At 56.7% G+C, this 15,291-nt stretch carries 14 protein-coding genes and 2 tRNA genes; 7 read left to right on the top strand and 9 right to left on the bottom strand.

The window, feature by feature from the left end; translation table 11 throughout:
• The first annotated feature begins 108 nt into the window (after nucleotides 1-108).
• Nucleotides 109-1,362, top strand: coding sequence for an N-acetylmuramoyl-L-alanine amidase AmiC (amiC, locus tag ACUW6V_RS08675; protein WP_012123899.1), 1,254 nt, complete (start codon nucleotides 109-111; stop codon nucleotides 1,360-1,362).
• Between the two features lie 88 nt (nucleotides 1,363-1,450).
• Here amiC and ACUW6V_RS08670 read toward each other — a convergent pair.
• Together ACUW6V_RS08670 and ACUW6V_RS08665 are read right to left on the bottom strand one after the other, a co-directional pair.
• Nucleotides 1,451-1,527, bottom strand: a tRNA-Met gene (locus ACUW6V_RS08670).
• A gap of 41 nt (nucleotides 1,528-1,568) precedes the next feature.
• A tRNA-Met gene (locus ACUW6V_RS08665) sits at nucleotides 1,569-1,645 on the bottom strand.
• A gap of 203 nt (nucleotides 1,646-1,848) precedes the next feature.
• On the opposite strand from ACUW6V_RS08665, the gene mltA reads away from it, so the two are divergent.
• Together mltA and tcdA are read left to right on the top strand one after the other, a co-directional pair.
• Nucleotides 1,849-2,946: a murein transglycosylase A gene (mltA, locus tag ACUW6V_RS08660; RefSeq protein ID WP_004385385.1), complete on the top strand. Its 1,098-nt coding sequence runs from the start codon at nucleotides 1,849-1,851 to the stop codon at nucleotides 2,944-2,946.
• Between the two features lie 109 nt (nucleotides 2,947-3,055).
• A complete protein-coding gene (gene tcdA / locus ACUW6V_RS08655) occupies nucleotides 3,056-3,865 on the top strand; it encodes a tRNA cyclic N6-threonylcarbamoyladenosine(37) synthase TcdA (RefSeq protein ID WP_004385386.1) in 810 nt (269 codons plus the stop codon).
• Here the strand turns inward: tcdA and csdE are convergent, their stop codons facing one another.
• Together csdE and csdA are read right to left on the bottom strand one after the other, a co-directional pair.
• Nucleotides 3,866-4,309, bottom strand: coding sequence for a cysteine desulfurase sulfur acceptor subunit CsdE (csdE, locus tag ACUW6V_RS08650; protein WP_012123901.1), 444 nt, complete (start codon nucleotides 4,307-4,309; stop codon nucleotides 3,866-3,868).
• A complete protein-coding gene (gene csdA, locus ACUW6V_RS08645; protein ID WP_104672141.1) occupies nucleotides 4,310-5,515 on the bottom strand; it encodes a cysteine desulfurase CsdA in 1,206 nt (401 codons plus the stop codon).
• Between the two features lie 192 nt (nucleotides 5,516-5,707).
• Here csdA and ACUW6V_RS08640 point away from each other — a divergent pair, with 192 nt between their 5' ends.
• The 4 genes from ACUW6V_RS08640 (at nucleotide 5,708) to rlmM (ending at nucleotide 8,732) form a co-directional block, all read left to right on the top strand.
• Nucleotides 5,708-5,935: a YgdI/YgdR family lipoprotein gene (locus tag ACUW6V_RS08640; protein WP_004385389.1), complete on the top strand. Its 228-nt coding sequence runs from the start codon at nucleotides 5,708-5,710 to the stop codon at nucleotides 5,933-5,935.
• 345 nt (nucleotides 5,936-6,280) lie between these two features.
• Nucleotides 6,281-7,198 carry a glycine cleavage system transcriptional regulator GcvA gene (gcvA, locus tag ACUW6V_RS08635; protein ID WP_054625604.1) on the top strand — a complete coding sequence of 306 codons (918 nt, stop codon included), beginning with the start codon at nucleotides 6,281-6,283 and terminating at the stop codon, nucleotides 7,196-7,198.
• 45 nt (nucleotides 7,199-7,243) lie between these two features.
• Entirely contained in the window at nucleotides 7,244-7,639 is a 396-nt protein-coding gene (locus ACUW6V_RS08630; protein WP_007701398.1) for a DUF423 domain-containing protein, read from the top strand.
• A complete protein-coding gene (gene rlmM / locus ACUW6V_RS08625) occupies nucleotides 7,632-8,732 on the top strand; it encodes a 23S rRNA (cytidine(2498)-2'-O)-methyltransferase RlmM (RefSeq protein ID WP_054625605.1) in 1,101 nt (366 codons plus the stop codon). The genes ACUW6V_RS08630 and rlmM overlap by 8 nt, the downstream gene beginning before the upstream one ends.
• 137 nt (nucleotides 8,733-8,869) lie before the next feature.
• Here rlmM and xni read toward each other — a convergent pair whose 3' ends face one another.
• From xni to queF, 5 genes are all read right to left on the bottom strand, one after another.
• Nucleotides 8,870-9,625: a flap endonuclease Xni gene (gene xni, locus ACUW6V_RS08620; RefSeq protein ID WP_088276411.1), complete on the bottom strand. Its 756-nt coding sequence runs from the start codon at nucleotides 9,623-9,625 to the stop codon at nucleotides 8,870-8,872.
• Nucleotides 9,626-9,756: 131 nt separating this feature from the next.
• Nucleotides 9,757-11,124 carry an L-serine ammonia-lyase gene (locus ACUW6V_RS08615; protein WP_454038249.1) on the bottom strand — a complete coding sequence of 456 codons (1,368 nt, stop codon included), beginning with the start codon at nucleotides 11,122-11,124 and terminating at the stop codon, nucleotides 9,757-9,759.
• 66 nt (nucleotides 11,125-11,190) lie between these two features.
• On the bottom strand, nucleotides 11,191-12,477 hold the full coding sequence (locus ACUW6V_RS08610) for an HAAAP family serine/threonine permease (protein WP_004388154.1): 1,287 nt from the start codon (nucleotides 12,475-12,477) through the stop codon (nucleotides 11,191-11,193).
• A 450-nt stretch (nucleotides 12,478-12,927) separates the two neighbouring features.
• On the bottom strand, nucleotides 12,928-14,292 hold the full coding sequence (ppnN, locus tag ACUW6V_RS08605; RefSeq protein WP_004388155.1) for a nucleotide 5'-monophosphate nucleosidase PpnN: 1,365 nt from the start codon (nucleotides 14,290-14,292) through the stop codon (nucleotides 12,928-12,930).
• Between the two features lie 117 nt (nucleotides 14,293-14,409).
• Complete coding sequence (gene queF, locus ACUW6V_RS08600; RefSeq protein ID WP_454038248.1) at nucleotides 14,410-15,255, bottom strand: NADPH-dependent 7-cyano-7-deazaguanine reductase QueF; 846 nt, start codon at nucleotides 15,253-15,255, stop codon at nucleotides 14,410-14,412.
• Nucleotides 15,256-15,291 lie beyond the last annotated feature (36 nt).

Here is a 15,291-nt window from a genome sequence, read left to right as displayed (position 1 = left end):
AAGGCATTTGTTTACCCTTTTATAGATGACAGTTTCGCTACCATTCGCTAAAGTTTTTGGCCATTTTGGTCGTAAGTTGAGTTAATCGCATTAGTGCTCGGGAGTGGCATGTCAGGTTCCAGTCATCTTTTTAGTCGCCGCCAGCTGTTACAGGGCGCGGGGGCGATGTGGTTATTGAGCGTCAGCCAGGCAGGCCTGGCTGCGTCGGGCCAGGTTATTGCGGTGCGCGTCTGGCCTGCTTCCGCCTATACCCGCGTGACGCTGGAATCTAACCGTGTGCTGAAATATCGCCAGTTCGCGCTAAGTAACCCGGAACGCATCGTGGTTGATCTCGAAGGCGTTAACCTGAACGCGGTGCTAAAAGGCGTGGGCAGCCAGATCCGTGTCGACGATCCGTTTATAAAATCCGCGCGCGTCGGGCAGTTTGACCCGAAAACCGTGCGCATGGTGTTTGAGCTTAAGAAAAACGTGACGCCGCATCTTTTTGCGCTGGCACCGGTCGCCGAGTTCCGCGAACGTCTGGTTATCGATCTCTACCCGGCTAACGGCACTAACGAGCAGGATCCGCTGCTGGCGCTGCTTGAGGATTACAACAAGGGCGAGCTCGATAAACAGGTGCCGCCTGCCACCAGCGGCCCGCAGCCGGGCAAAGCAGGGCGCGATCGCCCGATAGTCATTATGATCGACCCCGGCCACGGCGGCGAAGACCCCGGTGCGATTGGCAAGAATAAGACGCGTGAGAAAGATGTGGTGCTGCAAATCGCCCGCCGCCTGCGCGCGCTGATTGAACGCGAAGCGAACATGAAAGCGTTCATGACCCGCAACGAAGATATTTTTATTCCGCTAAAAGTGCGCGTGGCGAAGGCCCAGAAGCAGCGCGCCGACCTGTTCGTCTCTATTCACGCCGACGCCTTTACCAGCCGCGCCGCGCGCGGTTCGTCCGTTTTTGCGCTCTCAACTAAAGGCGCGACCAGTACGGCGGCGAAATACCTGGCGCAAACGCAAAACGCCGCGGACCTGGTGGGCGGCGTGAGTAAAAGCGGGGACGTTTATCTCGATCACACCATGTTCGATATGGTGCAGTCGCTGACGATTTCCGACAGCCTGAAATTTGGCAAAGAGGTGTTAGGGCGTCTCGGGCGGGTGAACAAACTGCATAAGAATAAAGTGGATCAGGCGGGCTTCGCCGTGCTGAAAGCGCCGGATATTCCGTCGATTCTGGTCGAAACCGCGTTTATCAGTAATGAGGAAGAGGAGCGTAAGCTTCGCACCGCGACATTCCAGCAGGAAGTGGCGGAGTCGATTCTGGCAGGGATAAAAGCGTATTTCGCCGATGGCGGGACGCTGGCAAGGCGCGGATAACGCGCCTTTTTGACTGGCCGTAAAAGGCAGACAAAGGGAATGCTGAATTGCAGGCATAAAAAAACACCCGTCAGGGTGTTCATTTTATTGGTTGCGGGGGCCGGATTTGAACCGACGACCTTCGGGTTATGAGCCCGACGAGCTACCAGGCTGCTCCACCCCGCGTCCGTCTTACTGCTTCACATTGTCGCGCCGTGCGCGTTAATTGGTTGCGGGGGCCGGATTTGAACCGACGACCTTCGGGTTATGAGCCCGACGAGCTACCAGGCTGCTCCACCCCGCGTCCGTGGATGCGCACTATACTCCGCTGAGCTTTCGTTGCAACCTTTTTTTAAAACAATAAGCTGAATCGGCGTCAGCTTGCCGAAATATTATCCGTGTTGATGATTCTTTAATCCCGATGCCTGTCTGAAAGGGCTTATGCGTTTCCTTGCGAGCGCCGGTTTGCTATCTTCGCCTGCGGACAGCGCAATAGCGGAGAGAGTCATGAAAGGACGTTGGGCAAAATATCTGGCGGCAGGGGCGATGATCGCGCTGCTTTCCGCCTGTTCCTCCAAACCGACCGATCGCGGTCAGCAATATAAAGACGGCAAATTTACGCAGCCGTTTTCGCTGGTAAACCAGCCGGACGCCGTTGGCGCGCCCATTAACGCCGGAGATTTCTCCGAGCAGGTCGCGGCTATTCGCAGCGCCTCGCCGCGTCTTTTTGGCTCTCAAAGCAGCGTCTATAACGCCGTGCAGGAGTGGCTGCGCGCCGGTGGCGATACCCGCTCGCTGCGCCAGTTCGGCATCGACGCCTGGCAGATGGAAGGGGCGGATAATTACGGTAACGTCCAGTTCACTGGCTATTACACGCCGGTGGTGCAGGCGCGCTATACCCGTCAGGGCGAATTCCAGTACCCGATTTACCGTATGCCGCCGAAACGCGGACGCCTGCCGTCGCGCGCCGAGATTTACGCTGGCGCGCTCAGCGATAACTACGTGCTGGCATACAGCAACTCGCTGATGGATAACTTCATTATGGATGTGCAGGGCAGCGGCTATATCGATTTCGGCGACGGTCGTCCGCTGAACTTCTTCGCCTATGCCGGGAAAAACGGCCATCCGTACCGCAGCATCGGTAAAGTGCTTATCGATCGCGGTGAAGTGAAGCGTGAAGATATGTCGATGCAGGCGATTCGCCACTGGGGCGAAACCCACAGCGAGCAGGAAGTACGCGCGCTGCTGGAAGAAAACCCGTCTTTCGTTTTCTTTAAACCGCAAAATTACGCGCCGGTGAAAGGCGCAAGCGGCGTACCGCTGATTGGCCGCGCGTCGGTGGCCTCTGACCGCTCGATTATTCCGGCAGGCACCACGCTGCTGGCAGAGGTGCCGCTGCTGGACAATAACGGCAAGTTCAACGGACAATATGAGCTCAGGCTGATGGTGGCGCTGGATGTCGGCGGCGCGATTAAAGGCCAGCATTTCGATATTTATCAGGGCATCGGCCCGGACGCCGGGCACCGCGCAGGCTGGTATAATCACTACGGCCGCGTCTGGGTGCTGAAAACCGCGCCGGGTGCCGGCAACGTGTTCAGCGGCTGATTATGCTATTCTGAGCATCCTGTCGCCCGGCGGCGTAACGTCTGCCGGGCCTGCGGATTTCTGAGCAAGGGTGAGGGAGAACTCTCACCCTTTTTATATCTGAGGTTTTATGGCTGTAGTTATCACAGACGCCTGGCGCAGCCGCTTTGGCGGCACGGCCCGTTTATATGGCGAAGCGGCGTTGCAGCTCTTTGCCGACGCGCATGTCTGCGTGGTGGGTATCGGCGGTGTCGGCTCATGGGCGGCGGAAGCGCTGGCGCGCACCGGTATCGGCGCGATTACGCTTATCGACATGGATGACGTGTGCGTCACCAATACCAATCGTCAGATCCATGCGCTGCGCGACACGGTCGGGCAGGCGAAATCCGAAGTGATGGCCGAGCGTATTCGCCAGATCAACCCGGAGTGCCGCATCACCGTGGTAGATGATTTCGTCACTGTCGATAATGTGGCGCAATACATGAACGCCGGGTTTAGCTATGTCATCGACGCTATCGACAGCGTGCGGCCAAAGGCGGCGCTGATTGCGTACTGCCGTCGTAATAAAATTCCACTGGTCACCACCGGCGGCGCGGGCGGGCAGACCGATCCGACGCAGATCCAGGTGGTCGATCTCGCCAAAACCATTCAGGACCCGCTGGCCGCGAAACTGCGCGAGCGGCTGAAGAGCGATTTCGGCGTGGTGAAAAACAGCAAAGGGAAACTTGGCGTGGACTGCGTTTTCTCCACCGAAGCGCTGGTCTATCCGCAGGCCGACGGCTCGGTGTGCGCGATGAAAAGCACGGCGGAAGGGCCGAAGCGTATGGACTGCGCTTCAGGTTTCGGCGCGGCTACGATGGTGACCGCCACGTTTGGTTTTGTGGCGGTGTCGCACGCGCTGAAGAAGATGATGGCGAAAGCGGCGCGCAGCGCCGTGTGATCAGGCGTTGCGGGCGGCGTTCTGTACCGCCTGCGCCAGCGCCGCCAGGCCCTGGCCGCGAGACGCGCTGAGCTGGGCGCGCAGCCCTAACTCGTCAAATAACGCCAGCGGAGAGTGTTCCTGTAGCTCCTGCGGCGTTTTGCCTTCCACGGCGGTGAGCAACACCGCCAGCAATCCGCGCACGATGCGCCCCTCGCTGTCGCCATAAAAGTGCAGGCCGCCGTCGGGGCGTTTTTCATAGCCGAGCCAGACCCGGTTTTCACAGCCGGGGATCTCCTGTGCCTCTTGTTTTAATTCCTCCGGCAGCGCCGGAAGCTGTTTGCCGAGCAGGATCAGCTGGCGATATTTATCTTCCCACTGGGTGAGCGGGCCAAACGTCTCACGCAGCGTGTCAGGGGTAATGGAAGCGCCGAACGGGTGCCCGGCAAGGTAAGCAGTCGTCATTTAATCCACCAGTATGTCCAGCGCGCGGTCGATGGCGGCGATCAGCGCCTCGACGTCGCCTTGCGTGTTATAGGGCGCGAAAGAGGCGCGCAGCGTGCCACTGACGCCAAGCGCCGCCAGCAGCGGCTGGGCGCAGTGCTGGCCGGCGCGCAGCGCGATGCCGGATTCCGCGAGCAGCGTCACCAGATCGCTGTGGTGCACGCCTGCGAAATCAAACGCCAGCAGGCTGGAATCCTGACAGCGAAACGAGCGAAAGCCCGGGCGTTTCGCCAGTTCCGCCTCGGCAAGCGTCGCAAGCCCCCGGCTGTAGCTTTCAGCTTTCACCAGATCGATATCCTCAAGCCAGGCGAGCGCGGCGCTAAGACCGATAACGCCCGCGACATTCGGCGTGCCCGCCTCAAAGCGGTACGGCACCGGCTGGGTTTTAAAGCCATCGAACGTCACTTCAGTTACCATTTTTCCGCCGCCCAGCCACGGCGACATCTGCGCCAGCAGGTCAGTTTTGCCATACAGCACGCCGATGCCGGTCGGGCCATAGAGTTTGTGGCCGGAGAAAGCGTAAAAATCGATATCCAGATGCTGAACGTCAGGCGGGCAGTGAACCACGCCCTGCGCGCCATCCACCACCACCACCGCGTCTGCAGCATGGGCACTGGCAATCGCCCGCGCGAGATCCGGGCAGCCGCCGGTGACGTTGGACATCTGGCCGAGCGCCAGCAGGAATGTGCGTTCATTGATGAGCGTGGGGAGAGTTGAGAGATCCGGCAGACGGTCGGCACCCAGCGGCAGTTTCACGACCTTCGCGCCGGTCTGTTCCGCCACCATCAGCCACGGCACCAGGTTGGCGTGATGCTCTGCTTCGCTGACAATAATCTCATCGCCCGGCTTCAGGCGCGGACGCGCGTAGCTCTGGGCGATGAGATTGATGGATTCGGTGGTGCCGCGCGTCCAGACGATATCGCGGCTGTCGGGCGCGTTAATTAATCGTGCGACGCAGTCACGCGCGGCTTCATAGCGCTCAGTAAGGCGCTGCGCCTCGGCAAACTGGCTACGATGCACATTGCCTGCGCTCAGCGAATAGAACTGCTGGCTGGCGTCGATAACCGGCTGTGGCTTTAACGCCGTGGCGGCGCTGTCGAGATAGACGCCCGCGTCACGAAGCGAGGGAAATTGCGCGCGAAATTGGGCGGGACTGAATGCTTTCATGATACTCCTCTTTCCAGTCCTTCGATCGTGGCCCATTTGACGTCATTAAACAAGGTCATTGATAACCATCGGATAAGTCTGTTTATTCTGGCAAACGGCAGAAAGCAGGTTATGCTGAATAGTGTTAGGTGAATATTTCAGCCTGTTAGCAGACGAAGTTTACATAGCATTAAACTCTAAAGGAGAAGAACCATGAATAAACTTGCCGCTGTAGTATCAGCATGCATGATGACTTTTGCTCTGAGCGCTTGTTCCGGTCCTAACTACGTAATGCATACCAATGATGGCCGTTCTATCGTGACCGACGGGAAACCGAAAACCGATGACGATACCGGTATGATCAAATATAAAGACGCCAACGGTAATCAGCAGCAGATCAACCGTACTGACGTGAAAGAGATGGTTGCGCTGGAGAAATAATCGACTCGCGCAGGCAAAAAAAAGCACCGCAAAGTGCGGTGCTACATTAATCACTATGGACAGACAGGGTAAATGTACAGGAAGTGAAAGAGTAGCTTAGCTACGATGGTCTGAATCGCAGACCAAATGCAAACACAACAACACAACATCACAACCGTAAGCCAAAAGCCCTCCAGAACTCTCATTCCTAAAGACTTTTCGTTCCGGCTCAGGAAGTGCCGCCACTATAGGTATTTGCTGGTGTAACCTCAACGGACAAATTATAATGGCTCAGATAAAAAAAACTAATGGGTGACGACTTGTTTCTCGTTTGTTAATACGCATTTACACATAAGCCAAATCATCATGTCCAAGCGATTACCGCCGTTAAACGCATTACGTGTTTTTGATGCCGCCGCACGCCATTTAAGCTTCACCAAAGCCGCCGAAGAGCTGTTTGTCACCCAGGCTGCCGTCAGCCATCAGATAAAATCATTAGAAGATTTTCTCGGGCTTAAATTATTCCGCCGACGCAACCGTTCTCTTCTTTTAACGGAAGAAGGGCAAAGCTATTTCCAGGACATTAAAGAGATTTTTTCACAGCTGACGGAGGCGACGCGCAAACTTCAGGCGCGCAGCGCGAAAGGCGCGTTGACGGTAAGCCTGCTGCCGAGTTTCGCGATCCACTGGCTGGTGCCGCGGCTCTCCAGTTTTAACAGCAACTGGCCTGGGATCGACGTGCGTATTCAGGCGGTGGACCGGCAGGAAGATAAGCTTGCCGATGACGTGGACGTGGCGATTTTTTATGGGCGAGGCAACTGGCCGGGTCTGCGCGTAGAAAAACTCTACGCCGAGTATCTGCTGCCGGTCTGCTCGCCGCTGCTGCTCACGGGCGACAAGCCGTTAAAAGCGCCGGAGGATTTAGCCCGCCACACGCTTTTGCATGACGCTTCGCGCCGCGACTGGCAAACTTATACGCGCCAGCTTGGTCTCAATCATATTAATGTCCAGCAGGGGCCCATTTTCAGCCACAGCGCGATGGTGCTGCAGGCGGCCATTCACGGCCAGGGCGTGGCGCTCGCCAACAATGTGATGGCGCAGTCGGAGATCGAAGCGGGCCGTCTGGTCTGCCCGTTCAACGATGTCCTGGTCAGTAAAAACGCTTTTTACCTCGTTTGTCATGACAGCCAGGCAGAACTGGGTAAAATAGCGGCCTTTCGACAATGGATACTGGCGAAGGCGGCGAGTGAACAAGAAAAATTCCGTTTTCGCTATGAACAATAACGACGATTCGCGCGATGTAATCGCGCTTTACTGTAGGGTTACATCATGACCAGCCGTTTTATGCTGATTTTCGCCTCAATCAGTGGCTTTGTTTTTGTGGCGCTGGGTGCCTTCGGCGCGCACGTTTTACGTAAAACGCTCGGCGTTGCGGAGATGGGCTGGATCCAGACCGGCCTTGAATATCAGGCGTTTCATACGCTCGCGATTTTAGGGCTGGCGGTCGCGATGCAGCGTCGCATCAGCATCTGGTTTTACTGGAGCAGCGTTTTCCTGGCGCTCGGCACGGTACTTTTTAGCGGCAGCTTATATTGTCTGGCGCTCTCTCATCTGCATTTATGGGCCTTCGTTACGCCGGTTGGCGGCGTAAGTTTTCTGGCCGGTTGGATATTAATGTTAATTGGCGCGGTGCGTCTGAAGCGTAAAGGTTCGGTTCATGAATAAGGTCATTTTGTACTGCCGTCAGGGTTTTGAGAAAGAGTGCGCGGCAGAGATAACCGACAAAGCCGCGCAGCAGGGCGTATTTGGTTTCGCCCGCGTCAAAGAAAACAGCGCCTATGTGATTTTCGAATGTTATCAGCCGGAAGAGGCCGATAAGCTCGCGCGCGAGCTGCCATTCAGCTCGCTGATTTTTGCCCGCCAGATGTTTGTGGCAGGCGAGCTGTTGCAGGATCTGCCGCCGGAAGATCGCGTCACGCCGGTCGTCGGAATGTTGCAGGGCGTGGTAGAGAAGGGCGGTGAGCTGCGTGTTGAAGTGGCGGACACCAACGAAAGCAAAGAGCTGATGAAGTTCTGCCGCAAATTCACCGTGCCGCTGCGTGCCGCGCTTCGCGACGCGAAGATTCTGGCAAATTTCGAAACGCCGAAGCGCCCGGTGGTGCATGTCTTTTTCATCGCGCCGGGCTGCTGCTACACCGGATATTCGTATACCAATAACAACTCGCCGTTTTATATGGGCATTCCGCGCCTCAAATTCCCGGCAGACGCGCCAAGCCGTTCAACGCTGAAGCTGGAAGAGGCGTTCCATGTGTTTATCCCGGCGGATGAGTGGGATGAGCGTCTGGCAAACGGCATGTACGCGGTGGATCTGGGTGCCTGCCCTGGCGGCTGGACCTATCAGTTGGTGAAACGAAACATGTGGGTCGCGTCGGTGGATAACGGCCCGATGGCGCAGAGCCTGATGGATACCGGGCAGGTGACGTGGCTGCGTGAAGACGGCTTTAAATATCGCCCGACCCGCACCAACATTACCTGGATGGTGTGCGACATGGTGGAAAAACCGGCCAAAGTCGCGGCGCTGATGGCGCAGTGGCTGGTGAACGGCTGGTGCCGCGAAACCATTTTCAACCTCAAGCTGCCGATGAAAAAGCGTTACGAAGAGGTGTCGCAGAATATCGCCTCGATTCAGGCGCAGCTGGATGAGCACGGTATTAACGCGCAGATCCAGGCGCGTCAGCTTTATCACGACCGTGAAGAAGTGACCGTTCACGTGCGCCGCTGGTGGGCCGCCGTCGGCGGGCGTCGCGACGAGCGATAAGCGTCGTAGTGGTGCATAAATAAACGGCGGGTGCGCTGCGCTTACCCGCCCTACGGAATATACGGTTGAATAACTAATGTAGGGCGGGTAAGCGTGAGCGCACCCGCCTTTTTTATGGGGCGCGTAGCGCCCTGAAATCATCCATGCAACCGCAACTGCTGCAAATTCCCGTCGAGCTGTAAATCGGTTTTCAGCGTCGCCACCGCGCGGCAAACAAAAGCGCTCTCACGGTGCGCTTCGAGCTTTTTACGCCACTTCTCCGGCACCTCGTCGAGCCGTTCGTAGAGCGCCTCCAGCGTGACGAAATCGTTAATCAACTGCGTGGCGCTTTTCGGGCCAATCCCCGCAACCCCCGGTATTTTCGAGCTACTGATCCCCGCAAGCCCCCAGAAATCTGCCAGTTGGCCTGGTGACACGCCAAATTCACTCTCGATAAACGGCGCGTCCAGCCAGCGTTTCTGGAAATAGTCGCGGATGCGAATTTCCGGACGTAAGAGCTGGCAATAGCCTTTATCGGTCGACACGATGGTCGCCTCATGGCCCGCTGCCGCCACTTTCACTGCGAGCGTCGCGGCGAGATCGTCAGCCTCGTTGCCTTCCACATGCCAGCAGGGCACGCCGCGGCGGGTAAAAGCGTCGCGAAGCGCGGGCATCTCCTGATGCAAATCGTCCGGCATTGGCGGGCGTCCGGCTTTGTAATCGGGCAGAAGCTGGTGACGCCAGCCCTGCGCGCGGGCTTCATCGTCAAACACCGCGACGGCGTGTGTCGGCTGACTGTTACCAATCAGTTGCTCCAGCGCGTGCAGACAGGTATCCACGCACGGCGTGCCCTGTACCGCATGGATCCGACGGATCAGGTTTAGCGCATCGACAATCAGCAAATGAACGGGCATGGCGGCATCCCTTACGAAAATGACAGGCCGTTACCGTAACATTTTTGCCGGATGCTCACCATTAAGCCGTGTGGATTCAGGAAGATAACGCGCAAAAAAAACGCTCTGCGAACAGGGCGGTGAGGAGGGGGTTAATCGCAGGCGACCACTTTAACTGCCAGTCCGCCGCGTGAGGTTTCACGGTAGCGGGCGTTCATATCCTTGCCAGTCTCGAACATGGTTTCGATGACTTTATCGAGGCAGACGCGCGGCTCGCTGGTGCGGCGCAGCGCCATGCGCGCGGCATTGACGGCCTTCACCGAGGCGATGGCGTTACGCTCGATGCATGGCACCTGTACCTGTCCTGCCACCGGGTCGCAGGTCAGCCCCAGGTTGTGCTCCATGGCGATTTCCGCTGCGATGCAGACCTGCGCCGGGCTGCCGCCGAGCAGTTCCGCAAGGCCTGCCGCCGCCATCGAACAGGCGACGCCCACTTCGCCCTGACAGCCAACTTCGGCACCCGAGATAGACGCATTCATCTTGTAGAGTGAGCCAATCGCGCTCGCCACCAGCAGGTAGCGCGCCAGTGAGTTAGCGTTTACTTCACGGATAAATTTGTCGTAGTACGCCAGTACCGCCGGAACGATACCGCACGCGCCGTTGGTTGGCGCGGTGACCACGCGACCGCCTGCGGCATTTTCTTCATTGACTGCCAGCGCGAACATGTTGATCCAGTCCACGACGTTCATCGGATCGGCGTCGTTCTTGTCGTGGCTGACAAGCATACGACGCAGCGCGGCGGCGCGACGCGGGACGCGCAGTTTGCCGGGCAGAACGCCTTCGGTGGTGGTGCCGCGCTCAATGCCCGCGCGCATCACGTCCCACACCTGCGAGAAATGGGCTTCGAGTTCTTCTTTACTGTGCAGCGCCAGCTCGTTTTTCATCATCAGGCCGGAGAGTGACAGGCCGGTTTCACGGCAGTGGCGCTGAAGATCTGCGGCAGTGTTATACGGATACGGTACATCGATTGCGGACGATTGCGTCTGGCCGAAGTGGGCTTCGTCAACAATAAAGCCGCCGCCAATCGAGTAATACGTCTGGCTGTAGAGCACATCGTCGCCCGCAAGCGCGGTAATACGCATGCCGTTTTCATGCAGCGGCAGGTTATCGGCATGAAAATTCATGCACTGATCTACCGGGAACGCCACTTCGTGCACGCCGTTCGCCAGCATCAGACGGCTGTGGGTATTCACGTCCTGAATGAAACCGGGAATAGCGTCGATGTCTACGGTGTCCGGCAGGTTGCCGGCAAGGCCCATAATAATGGCGATATCGGTATGGTGGCCTTTGCCGGTCAACGACAGGGAGCCATACACATCCACCACCACTTTCGTCGTCTTATGCAGCAGATTCTGCGCGACAAGGTCGTCGGTGAACTGTTTGCCCGCTTTCATTGGCCCTACGGTATGGGAGCTGGAAGGACCAATACCGATTTTGAAAATATCAAAAACGCTGATCATGATGTGTACCATCGAATAAATAACGGGGGAGGGCTCGCGCCGCCGGGCGGCGGCGCGGACAAAACATTAGCTGAAGAGTGAGTAGAAAATCGCGGAGATGGCGATAAGACCCATGATGGTCACAAATACGTTGCTGATGTGGCCGCTGTATTTGCGCATCGCCGGGACTCTTGCAATGGCGTACATCGGCATCAGGAACAGGATCATCGCGATAATCGGACCGCCCAGCGTTTCGATCATGCCGAGAATGCTCGGGTTCAGGGTCGCTACGATCCAGGTGGTGATCAGCATGAACAGCGCGGTGATGCGGTTCAGTTTGTTTACTTCGATGGTTTTGCCACGGCTGCGCAGCGATTTAATCACCATGCCGTTGAAGCCTTCACGTGCGCCCAGATAGTGGCCGAGGAACGATTTGGTGATGGCGATGATTGCGATAACCGGACCTACCCAGGCGATAACCGGCACATTGAAGTGGTTAGCCAGGTAAGACAGGATGGTGATGTTCTGTGCTTTCGCTTCCGCCAGGTTTTCCGGGGAGAGGCTCAGTACACAGCTGAATACGAAGAACATCACGGTAACGACCATCATGATGTGCGCGTACGCCAGAATGCGGGAGCATTTTTTCTCCGCTTCAGCGCCGTACTCTTCACGTTTCGCCACGGCGAAAGCGGAGATGATCGGCGAGTGGTTAAAGGAGAACACCATGACCGGGATAGCCAGCCACAGGGTCATCAGCAGGCCATTACCGGTGGAAGCATGGCTGAAAGAGAGAGTTTCCAGCGCTGCACCACTCCAGTTCGGGATCAGGAAGCAGGCCATCAGCATCAGGACAGCAACGAACGGGAACACCAGTACGCTCATCGCTTTCACGATCATCTGCTCGCCGAAACGCACGATAGTCATCATGCCGACAATCAGAATCAGAGAAAGGATCGCGCGCGGCGGAGACGCCAGCCCCAGCTGGTGCGTAATGAAGCTATCAACCGTGTTAGTGATCGCTACGCTGTACATCAGCAGGATGGGGTAAATCGCGAAGAAATAGAGAAGAGTGATGACTTTACCTGCGCCAACGCCGAAATGTTCTTCGACCACTTCGGTGATGTCTTCACCCGGGTTTTTACCGGACAGCACGAAGCGGGTCAGCGCGCGGTGTGCGAAGAAGGTCATCGGGAATGCAAGAATTGCCATGATAATCAGGGGAATCAGGCCACCAACACCGGCGTTGATCGGCAGGAAAAGCACCCCTGCGCCAATCGCGGTGCCATACAGGCCAAGCATCCACATGGTATCAGTTTTTCGCCACGCGCTGCTTTTGGCTGCTGTAGCAACATTGACGGTTTGAGTCGTTTCCATCTGTGTATCTCCTGGAGGAAGCAAAAACGAACTTTAAAGTGACATTCAATAAATTTGCGACGAACGGTAAAACGAAATCCTGTAGAGCGGGATTTTTTTGTAATTTTTCCCCAAATCTCTGGCGGTGCGAAAGATACATTCACGCACTGAATCTATCAGTGATCCCGATCCCAATTGCAATAATCCACTTTTTTATTACGCGTTTTTTAGATCATATCACTGGCTTTGGGCGCGACACCGTTATTAATGCGCGCAGAGCCTGACACTGACGGCAGATGAGGTAAATAGAGCGGAAGAAAATGATGATTAATTTTCTGTAAAAACCTGCAAAAACAGCACGTCCGGATTCTTTCGCAGAAATTTCCGGGATTATGCGCGGTGTTTTTTAGAGCGCAAACGTTTTAGTTAAGTGACAGATGATAAAAAAGGCGGCCTCGCGGCCGCCTGATTTCAGGTACAGATTTCGTAGCAGGGAATATAGGCAGAACCAGGCAGTTTCATGCGGTGCTGGGCAACGAACCCTTGCAGGAGATCGTCCATGCGCTTCATCATCTGCGCATCCCCATGAATTTTATAGCGTCCGTACTTCTCAATGGCTCGGATGCCTACCTCTTTCACGTTACCCGCGACGATACCTGAGAAGGCGCGGCGCAGGTCGGCCGCCAGAATTTCCGTCGGCTGATCGGGGTAGAGCTTCAGGTTAGCCATGTTTTCGTGGGTCGGCTCGAACGGCACCTGGAGATCCGGCGAAATGCGAATCGCCCAGTTAAAGCTGTACGCATCACCCGTTTCGCGGCGGCACTCTTTCACCAGCGGCATCGCTTTTTTCATTTCGCGCGCCACTTCCGCCGGGTCGTCGATGATGACGCGATAGTGGCGGCGGGCCTTCTCGCCGAGCGTGTTGACGATAAAGTCGTCCAGCACGCGGAAGTAATCGGCGCTCTCTTTCGGGCCGGTCAGGATCAATGGCAGGACTTGATCCGCATTGTGTGGGTTCATCAGAATACCGAGCAGATAAAGCAGCTCTTCCGCCGTACCAACGCCGCCCGGGAAGATGATGATCCCGTGGGCGATACGCACGAACGCTTCGAGGCGTTTTTCGATATCCGGCATGATGATAAGTTCGTTCACCAGCGGGTTAGGCGGCTCGGCGGCGATGATGGAAGGCTCGGTCATGCCGATAAAACGCCCTTCTTTATAACGCTGCTGGGCATGGCCGACCGCCGCGCCTTTCATCGGCGCTTCCATCGCGCCCGGCCCGCAGCCGGTGCAGATGTTCAACTCGCGCAGCCCCAGCTGGTTGCCGACGCGTCGGGCGTAGAGATATTCGGTTTCGTTAATGGAGTGGCCGCCCCAGCAGACCACCATATTCGGCGCCTCGCCCACGTGCAGCGCTTTCGCGTTTCGCAGGATAGAAAACACCAGGTTGGTGATATGAATGGAGTCAGTCAGATTCAGATGCTGAAAGCGCCCGGCGTTATGGATTTGCCCGTTGACGAACAGAATGTCGCGCAGCACCGCGAAGAGGTTGGCCTGCAACGAACGAATAATCTGCCCGTCGACGAACGCCTCTTCTGGCGGATTAATCAGCTCAAGCTTTACGCCGCGTTCGCGGCGCAGCACGTTGATGTCGAAATTTTCAAAGCGCGACAGCAGCGCTTTGCTGTTATCGGTCTGGCTACCGGAATTGAGAACCGCAAGCGAACAATTGCGAAACAGTTGATACAGGTCGCTGCTGGCGGTGCGCTTAAGCATGTCCACTTCCAGCTGCGACAGCAGATCCATCGAGCCCAGCGGGCTAATATGTGTAATCAAGTAAGCTCCTTACGGGGCGATAAACGCCGCTCCCTCTGATTACAATAGCCCCGCCATGTGACATTTAACAACCCACCCCGCACCGCCTTCATGACGGATTTGCGGGATGTTTAGCAATTACTGACGCGCCAGACGCCCGGTGGCTGGCGTAAAGTCGCCGTTGCTGCGCCACGGGTTGATATCCAGACCGCCGCGGCGGGTGTAGCGCGCATACACACTGAGCTGTTCCGGCTGGCAGAATCGCGTGATGTCGTTAAAGATGCGCTCAACACACTGCTCGTGAAATTCGTTGTGATGGCGGAAAGAGACCAGATAGCGCAGCAGTTTTTCCCGGCAGATTTTCGGCCCGCGATAGTGAATTTGTACGGAGCCCCAGTCCGGCTGGTGCGTGATAAGACAGTTGGATTTGAGCAGGTGGCTCACCAGCGTCTCTTCCACCGTCTCTTCACCTGCGGCTCCGGAAAGCAGCGCGGCGTCGAATTCATAATCGGTGATGTTAATATCCTGATTATCGATGCAGTCGCCGCTAAGACGGGCGACCGGCTCGCCTTCCACTTCATCAAGTCGGCGAAGCGTGACAGTGACATCGCCCTGCGCGCAGGCGCGTAAATCGCGCTCCAGCGTCTCGCGTACCGCGTCCAGGCTTTCAAACTGCGTCTGGTTAAAGCTGTTGAGATAGAGCTTAAAGCTTTTCGATTCCACCAGGTTGACGCTGGTGGCGTTAATCTCAACCTGACCTATCGCCACCTGCGGCAGGCCGTTGCGGTTAAGCCAGGATAGCTCGTACATCGTCCAGATATCCGCGCCGTGGAAGGGCAGGGCATCGGCGCGCAGGCCCAGCGGATCGCGGTTTAAACTGCGCGGAACTGGCTGGAGCAGCGAGGCGTCGTAAACGTCGCGGTAATCAGTGGATTTGCCGAGCGTCAGGCCGTGAAGCGCCTGATGATTTTCATAAGAAGTCATGTGTCACCGTGATAATACAGGTACAATACAGGGTTC

This window comes from Cronobacter sp. 153480017-3 (assembly GCF_053627815.1).
This window is presented reverse-complemented; position numbering and strand designations above follow the sequence as displayed.